At 71.3% G+C, this 8413-nt stretch carries 4 protein-coding genes and 1 pseudogene; 2 read left to right on the top strand and 3 right to left on the bottom strand.

Going from position 1 to position 8413, the window contains the following annotated elements; genetic code table 11:
* Together AC1D01_RS12775 and AC1D01_RS12770 are read left to right on the top strand one after the other, a co-directional pair.
* Positions 1-200 (top strand): annotated as a pseudogene (locus AC1D01_RS12775) (hypothetical protein); the annotation flags it as partial.
* Complete coding sequence (locus AC1D01_RS12770) at positions 193-1416, top strand: type II toxin-antitoxin system HipA family toxin (RefSeq protein ID WP_477866703.1); 1224 nt, start codon at positions 193-195, stop codon at positions 1414-1416. The pseudogene AC1D01_RS12775 and the gene AC1D01_RS12770, both read left to right, overlap by 8 nt.
* A 9-nt stretch (positions 1417-1425) precedes the next feature.
* Here the strand turns inward: AC1D01_RS12770 and AC1D01_RS12765 are convergent, their stop codons facing one another.
* From AC1D01_RS12765 to AC1D01_RS12755, 3 genes are all read right to left on the bottom strand, one after another.
* The gene (locus AC1D01_RS12765; protein ID WP_477866701.1) at positions 1426-2259 is read right to left on the bottom strand and encodes an alpha/beta fold hydrolase; all 834 of its coding nucleotides are present in this window, start codon (positions 2257-2259) and stop codon (positions 1426-1428) included.
* Between the two features lie 23 nt (positions 2260-2282).
* A complete protein-coding gene (locus tag AC1D01_RS12760) occupies positions 2283-3020 on the bottom strand; it encodes an alpha/beta fold hydrolase (protein ID WP_477866699.1) in 738 nt (245 codons plus the stop codon).
* Positions 3017-8413, bottom strand: a 5397-nt coding sequence (locus AC1D01_RS12755; RefSeq protein ID WP_477866697.1) for an amino acid adenylation domain-containing protein, incomplete at its 5' end; no start/stop codon positions are given. The genes AC1D01_RS12755 and AC1D01_RS12760, both read right to left, overlap by 4 nt.

The following is an 8413-nucleotide window of genomic DNA, read 5'->3' as shown; positions in this document are numbered from 1 at the left end:
GCCTGCGGCTGGTCGACGTGGCGCACATCGCCGGCATCCCGCGCCTGAAGGTCATCCACGTCGAAGCGGGGCGTCCCGGCGTCGCTGCCTCGTCGTATGCGAGGGTTGCAGCCGCACTCGGCGCTCAACTCCAGGTGGCGGCATCGCAGCGGCCGACGCTGGACGAGATCGGTGCGCTGTTGAAAGACATCGATGAGTGAATCGCCCGCCAAGGTGCGGGTTCACACGCCGCAAGGCCTGTCTGGCATCTTGCAGCGCGATGGCGACTACCTGTTCTCTTTCGCACCCGATGCGACGGCCGAAACGGCACCAGCGCTCGGCATGCCTTTGCGCGCCAGACCCTACGGATTCCCGTCGCTGCATCCGATCTTCCAGATGAACATGCCGGAAGGCTTCGTGCTGGAGCAACTGCGCAATCGACTCGCGAAAACCACCGGACTCGATCCGCTGCTGCTGCTGACGGTGATCGGGTCGCAGGCGCCCATCGGCCGGTTGCGCTTCACGCTGGAAGGGCAAGCTGTGAACGACACGCCTGTGCAAGGCGAGTCCCTCGCTGAACTGCTCGCACACGGTGGCTCGCGGGAACTCTTCGCCCGCCTTGTCGACAGCTACCTGATGCGCACCGGGTTGAGTGGCGTGCAGCCCAAGGTGCTCGTCCCCGAGCGCGTCAGCGACGACATGCAGCCGGACTTCAAGGCAGCGCTGCCCACCTCGGAACTCATCGTCAAGTCAGGCCTCGGCGAATTCCCGGGCCTTGCGATCAACGAGTTCATCTGCATGAGCATCGTCAAGCAGGCCGGCGTGCCGGTGCCCGAATTCCACTTGTCCGACGACGGCGAGCTGTTCGTGATGCGACGCTTCGACCGGCCGCCCGACGGGCGCATTCTCGGCTTCGAGGACATGCTGGCCCTGGCCGGCCGCGCCGCCGACCAGAAGTACGTCGGCAGCTACGAGCTCGTGCTGCGGTTGCTGCACCTGTACTGCTCGCCGGAGAACTTGCCCACCGCGCGCGAGCAGCTGTTCGACATGGTCGCGTTGTCGTGCATGCTCGGCAACGGCAATGCGCACATGAAGAACTTCGGTGTGCTGTACGACAGTGTGAGCGGCGCGGTGCGGATGGCCCCGGCCTACGACATCGTCTGCACGCGGCTCTACATTGCCGACGACAACCTCGCGCTGAACCTCGAAGGCAACCGCAGCTTCTTCGCGGCGCGGCTGGGCTTGCTGGATTTCGGCACGCGGTGTGACATGCCGAAGGCCCGGATCATCGAACGCACCGTTCAGCTGTGCGAGCTGACCTTCGCAACGTTGGCATCGCTGGACAGGGTGGTCTGGCGCCTGCCCGGGTTGCGAGAACTCATCGCGCAGCAGGCGCAGACCTGGCTCGACACCTTCAAGCGTTTGCAGCAGGCCTGACCATCGATCTCACGCGGCAGCGCGCATCCACCCCACGATCTCCTCGATCACCCGCTCCCGATCCGCCTCCGCGGTGAACGTGTGATCCGTGCCCTCGTGGTACTCCAGCTGCAGCCGGTCGCCGAACGGTACGTCGGGGAATGCGTCGATCAGCTGCTCGCGGTAGTTGTGGTGGTCCTCGCGCTCCGCCGTCAGCACCGCGAGGAAGCGGTTGCCCAACCGATGCGCCGCCGCGTACGCGTTCGACAGGAAGGCCTTGGCCTCCGGCGAATCCAGGTCGGCCCGCGGCCCGTCTTCCGGCACCTCCGCATGGCCCGCCCCGCCCATGCGCTGCCCCAGCGCATGCCACAGCGGATGCTTCCCCCGCGCGATGTTCATCCAGCTGCTCAACCGCGTCGCGCGCCGCGCATAGTGGTTCAGGTAGTAGCGCGGCGTGTGCGGGATCGAGGGGTCCAGCAGCACCAGGCCCGTCACCCGTGGATCGCGCCCCGCGTAGACCACCGCATGGTCCGCGCCCGAGCACAGGCCGACCAGCACGAAGCGCTTGAAGCCGCGTGCCGATTCCAGCGTGTCGAGCGCCTCCTTGATGTCGGCCAGGCTCGCCTCCAGCAAGCCCAGCCCGTCGTCGCGCGGCTCGCTGTCGCCGATGCCCGAGAGGTCGAACCGCACCGCGTCGAAGCCCTGCCCCGACAGCCGCCGGCACAGCTGCACCGTCATCCGGTTCGCGCCGACGCGGTGGATGATCCCCGAGTTCAGCACCACCACCGCCGGCCGCCCGGACGCGGGCGCCGCCCCCTCGGCCGCCGGCGTCACGATGCCCACCAGCGCCTTGCGCGGCCCCATCAGAAGCACCTGTTCGTTCACCATCAGCTCCACCACTGCGCAACGCGTTGCAACACCTTCACCGGCACCGCGCCTGCCCCCGAATGGTGATCCTCCAGCCATGCGGGCTGGCCCTCGATCTGTTCGACCGGCAATGACCCGACCGCCTCGCCTGCCACCGATCGAACCACCAGCGTGCGCGCCGGCAACTCCGCCGCCGGCAACACCAGCGTGCGCAGCTCCGCCGCCATCGCCTCGCCGAGCGCGAAGCCCATCACCTCGTGCCCGCCGCCGCGCTCCGCTGCACGCGGCCGTGCCTCGGCCAGCAGCTCCTTCAGGTAGCCCTCGCCCGACACCACCGGATCCCACAGCACCAGGCTGTCGATGTCCTTGCGCCGCCGCGCCGCCACGGTCGCGGCCAGCGTGCCGCCCAGCCGCAGGCCCACCAGCCCGACACGCGCTGCATCGGTCGTGTCCTTCAGCTCGTCGATCGCCGTCTCGATGTCGGCCTGCCAGCCGGCCAGGCTCGCGTCCAGCATCTCGCCGGCCGAGTCGCCGGTGCCGAACCAGTCGAAGCGCAGCACGTGCACGCCGGCCTGGTTCAGCAGCGTCGCGAGCTGCTTGATCGCACGGTGGGCGCGCAGATACTCCTGGCCCCACGGTGCACACAACACCACGGCGCGTGTCCTGGATGACCCAACAGCGCCCGAAGCCGACGCCCGCGCCGGGCTGTACACGCCGAACAGCCGCCGTTGCCGGGTGCCGAAGAAGAATGGGTTCATGGGCTGGGCAGGTGGTCTGAAAAATCAGCAGGAACATGCGCGGCGCCCGCAGCCGCGATCTGGCGAAGGTTCTGGAAGAACAGCACGCGCGGATCCATGCGCCAGCCGGTGCGCGCCTCCACCGCCACCACGACACGCAGCGACAGCAGCGAGTGCCCGCCCAGCTCGAAGAAGTTGTCCTCGGCGCCGACCCGCTCGATCTGCAGCGTCTGCTGCCACACATCGGCCAGCAGACGCTCCAGGCCCGGCGCCGGCGGCTCGTACGCCGCCACCGGCGCGACGTTGCGGAACGGGTCCGGCAGCGCCGCCCGATCGACCTTGCCGTTCGGCGTCAGCGGGATCGCGTCGAGCGCGACCACCAGCGACGGCACCATGTAGTCCGGCAGCTCGCGCCGCAGGTGGCGCCGCACCTCGCTGACGGTCAGGTCCTCGCCGGGCTGGTAGACGACGTACGCGACCAGCCGCAGGTCGCCCGGCCCCGCCTCGCGCGCGATCACCACCGATTGCCGCACCGCCTCGTGCCCCRCAAGCACCGATTCGATCTCGCCCAGCTCGATGCGGAAGCCGCGGATCTTCACCTGGTGGTCGATGCGCCCCAGGTGCTCCAGCCGCCCCTGCGCCGTCCAGCGGCCGAGATCGCCGGTGCGGTAGAGGCGCGCGCCCGGCTGGGTCGAGAAGCGATCGGCGACGAAGCGGTCGGCCGTCAGCTCCGGCCGCCGGTGGTAGCCGGTCGCCACACCGGCGCCACCGATCCACAGCTCGCCCGGGATGCCGGCCGGCTGCAGCTCACCGGCGCGGCTCAGCACATGCACCTGCGTGTTGTCGATCGGCCGGCCGATCGTGACCGGTGCGCCGCCGCCGATCACGCGCTCGGCCGTCGACCACACCGTCGTCTCGGTCGGCCCGTACAGGTTCCACAGCTCGCCGACACGCGCCAGCAGCGCATCGGCCAGCTCGCGCGGCAGCCCCTCGCCGCCGCACAGCGCGCGGAAGTTGGGCCCACCGGTCCAGCCGGCTTCCAGCAGCAGGCGCCACGTGGCCGGCGTCGCCTGCAGCACGGTGGCGCCGCTGGCCGCCAGCGACGCCGAAAGCGCGATGCCGTCGGCCGCCGTCTCGCGCGAGCACAGCTCGACCCGCGCGCCGACCAGCCACGGCAGGTACAGCTCCAGCCCGGCAATGTCGAACGAGACGGTCGTCACGGCAGCCAGCACGTCACCGGCCGCCAGCCCCGGCTCGCGCCGCATCGAATGGAGGAAGTTCGCGAGCGCGCCGTGCGGCACCACCACGCCCTTCGGCCGGCCGGTGGAGCCGGAGGTGTAGATCACATAGGCCGGGTCGTCCGCTGCCGGCGCGCTCGCGAGGTTGTCCTCGCTGCCTGCGCCCAGCGCCACCGCATCGGCCAGCACGTCCAGCAGTTGCACGCCGGGCGGCAGCGCGATGCCGTCGGCCGCATCGCCGCCGGCCACCAGCACGCGCGCGCCGCTGTCCTCCAGCATGTAGGCGAGCCGCTCGGCCGGGAAGCCGGGGTCCAGCGGCACGTAGGCGCCACCGGCTTTCTGCACGCCGAGCAAGGCCACCACCAGCGCCAGCGAGCGCTGCAGGCACACGCCGACCAGGTGCCCCGGGCCGACGCCCATCGCACGCAGCCGGTTGGCGACGCGGTTCGCGCGCGCGTTCAGCGCCGCGTAGGTGAGCGAGGCGCCCTCGTAGCGCACCGCCTCGGCCTCGGGGCTGCGCGCCACCTGGGCCTCGAAGAGCCGTGGGTAGACATCGYTGGCATGCGCGGCCGCGGTGCCGTTCATCTCGACCCGCAGCCAGCGCTGCTCGTCGGCCGTCAGCATCGGCAGCTTCGCGAGCGTCGTGGTGGATGCCACAGCGGGTGCCGCCACCAGCGATTCGAGCAGCATCCGGTAATGCCCCGCCATGCGCCGGATCGTCGGCTCGTCGTACAGCTCGGTCGAATACTCGAACAGCACGCTGCCGCTGACAGCCGCCTCGATGTACAGCCCCAGCTCGAACGGCGCCGCGCCACGATCGATCGCGACCGGCTCCCACTGCAGCCCGGGGAACTCGATGCCGGTCATCGGCGCGTTCTGCAGCGTGAACAGCACCTGCGCGAGCGGCGGCAGTGCGGGGCCGCGCATCGGCCGCAGCTCCTCCACCAGCTTCGCGAACGGCAGTTCCTGGTGCGCATACGCCTCCAGCGCCGTCGTGCGCACGTTCGCCAGCAGCTCGGCGAACGCGGTGTCGTCGCCACAGGTGCTGCGCAGCACCAGCGTGTTGATGAAGCCGCCGACCAGACCTTCCACCTCGCGCTGCTCGCGGTTGGCGATCGGCACCGCCACCGCGATGTCGGCCTGTCCGGTGTAGCGGTGCAGCAGCGTCACGTACGCGGCGAACAGCGTCATGAACAGCGTGCAACCGTGGGCGCGGCTGAAGGTCTCGAGCGATTCGATCAGCGCGGGTGGCAGCACGTCGGCATGCCAGGCGGCGCGGTCCGACAGGATCGTCGGCCGCGGGTGGTCGGTCGGCAGCAGCAGCGGTGCCACGCCGTCGAGCTGGCGGCGCCAGTAGCCGAGCTGTGTTTCCAGCACCTCGCCCTGGAAGCGCTCGCGCTGCCACACCGCCACGTCGCGGTACTGCACCGCGAGCGGCGGCCACGCGGGCGCCGCGCCGCGGCGGAACGCCGCATAGGCCTCGGCCAGCTCGCGGCCCAGCACGCCGTACGACCACTGGTCGCCGGCGATGTGGTGCATCGCGAGCAGCAGCACGTGCTCGTCGTCGGCCACCTGGATCAGCAGCGTGCGGAAGACCGGCCCGTGCACCAGGTCGAAGTACGCGCGCGCGGTGTCGGTGGCCAGCGCGATCGCGGCCTCCTCGGCCTGCCGGCCCTGCGCGCGCAGGTCGTGGAAGGGCAGCGCGACCGCTCGGTGCGGCTGCACCGTCTGCATCGGCCGGCCGTCGACCATCGCGAAGGTGGTGCGCAGCGTCTCGTGCCGCTGCACCAGCGCGTCGAGCGCGCGCTCCAGCGCGGCGCGATCGAGCACGCCGTGCAGCCGCAGCGCGACCGGCATGTTGTAGGCCGAGCTGTCCGGCGCCAGCTCGTGCAGCAACCACATGCGCTCCTGTGCGAACGACAGCGGTGTCGGGCCGTCGCTGGCCAGTTTCGCGATCGGCGCCGCCGCGGCCTGCGGTGCGCGGCCGGCCTCGATGGCCCGCGCCAGTTCGTGCAGCACGGGGTGCTCGAACACCGCGCGCAGCACGAAGCCGCGGTCGAGGGCCTGGCGGATGCGCGCCGTCACCTGGGTCGCAAGCAGCGAGTGGCCACCCAGCTCGAAGAAGTTGTCGTGTCGGCCGACCTCGTGTCCCACATCACCCAGGCCCAGCACATCGCGCCAGATCGCTGCCAGGCCCCGCTCGGTCTCGCCCTGCGGCGGCTCCACGCGCCGCGCCGCCGTCGCAGCCAACCCCGCCGGTGCCGGCAGCGCCTGGCGGTCGACCTTGCCGTTGCCCGTCAGCGGCAGCGKCGGCAGCACGACGAACGCGGCCGGCACCATGTAGTCGGGCAGCCGCTCGCGCAGCGCCTGCTTCAGCGCGTCGACCTCGGCGCTGCCGGCCACGTAGGCGACGAGCCGCTGGTCGCCGGGCACGTCCTCGCGCGCCAGCACCGCACTCTCGCGCACGCCCGGCTGCTGCGCCAGCAGCGCCTCGATCTCGCCAAGCTCGATGCGGAAGCCGCGGATCTTCACCTGGTGGTCGATGCGGCCGAGGTACTCCAGCTCCAGCGCGCCATCGGCCCGCAGGCGCCAGCGCGCCAGGTCGCCGCTGCGGTACAGCCGCTCGCCGGGGCGGAACGGGTCGCCGATGAAGCGCGCCGCCGTCAGCTCCTGCCTGTTCAGGTAGCCGAGCGCGAGGCCCGGCCCGCCGACGAACATCTCGCCGGTGACGCCGATCGGCACCGGCTGCAGCAGCGCATCGAGCAGCAGCACGCGCAGGTCGGGGATCGGCACGCCGATCACGCTGCCGGCACGCGCGTCGACGTCGGCGCGCGTGATCGGCCGGTACGTCACGTGCACGCAGGTCTCGGTGATGCCGTACATGTTGACGAGCCGCGGCTGCGCATCGCCATGGCGCTCGAACCACGGGCGCAGCGCCTGCAGCTCCAGCGCCTCGCCACCGAACACCACCTCGCGCAGCGAAGTGCGCCGCGGTACGCCACTGTCCACGTCGGCCTGCACCAGCTGGCGGAACGCGGAAGGCGTCTGGTTCAGCACCGTCACGCGCTCGTCGTGCAGCAGCTGCAGGAAGGCCTCCGGCGAGCGGCTCACCGCCTGCGGCACGACCACCAGGCAGCCGCCGTGCGCCAGCGCGCCCCACAGCTCCCACACCGAGAAATCGAAAGCGACCGAATGGAACAGCGTCCACACGTCCTGCGGGCCGAAACGGAACCACTCGGCGGTGGCGCTGAACAGCCGGTCGACCGCGCGGTGCGTCAGCAGCGTGCCCTTCGGCTGCCCGGTGGAACCGGAGGTGTAGATCACGTAGATCAGGTCGTCGGCGCTGACCGGGCTTGCCGGGTTCTCATGGGGCGCGTCGGCCAGCGACGGCTCGTCGAGGCACAGCGTCGCACCGGCGTGCGGCGGCAGCTGCGCGAGCAGCGCCGACTGCGTCAGCATCACCGGCGCCTGCGCATCGCCGAGCATGAAGGCCACGCGCTCGGCCGGGTACGACAGGTCGATCGGCAGGTAGGCGCCGCCCGCCTTCACGATGCCCAGCAGCCCGACCACCAGGTCGATCGAGCGCTCGGCGCACAGCCCGACGCGCGTGCCCGGCACGACGCCCAGCGCCTGCAGCCGGTGCGCCACCTGGTTCGCGCGGCGGTTCAGCGCGCCATACGACAGCGCGGTGCCGTCGCAGCGCAGCGCGGTCGCATCCGGCGTGGCCGCGGCGTGCGCCTCGAAGCGCCGGTGCAGCGGCTGGGCCTCGGCCGCCACGATAGGCAAGGCTGGCGGCAGCACGGGCGGCAACAGAGCGGCGCGCTCCGCGGCATCGAGCAGCGGCAGCCGGCCGACCGGCATCGCCGGGTCGGCGACGATGCCGTCGAGCAGCACGCGGTAGTGCGCCCACAGCCGCTCGATCGTCGCGCGGTCGAACAGCGCGGGGTTGTACTTGAACGCGCCCGACAGCGCATCGCTGCGGTCGATCAGCCCGAGCCCGAGGTCGAACTGCCCTTCCTGCTGGGTCAGCGCATACGGCGTCACGCGCCAGCCGGCGAAGTCGACCGGCACGTCGCTCGCGCCGGCGACCAGCAGGTCGTTGAGCTCGCGGAACTGCTCGAAGCGCTGCAGCACGAACATCGTCTCGAACAGCGGCGAGCGGCTCGCATCGCGCAC

The organism is Rhizobacter sp. P3_B12 (assembly GCF_056402895.1).
Note: the sequence above shows the minus strand (reverse complement) of the source record. Positions and strands in the feature narration are given on the sequence as shown.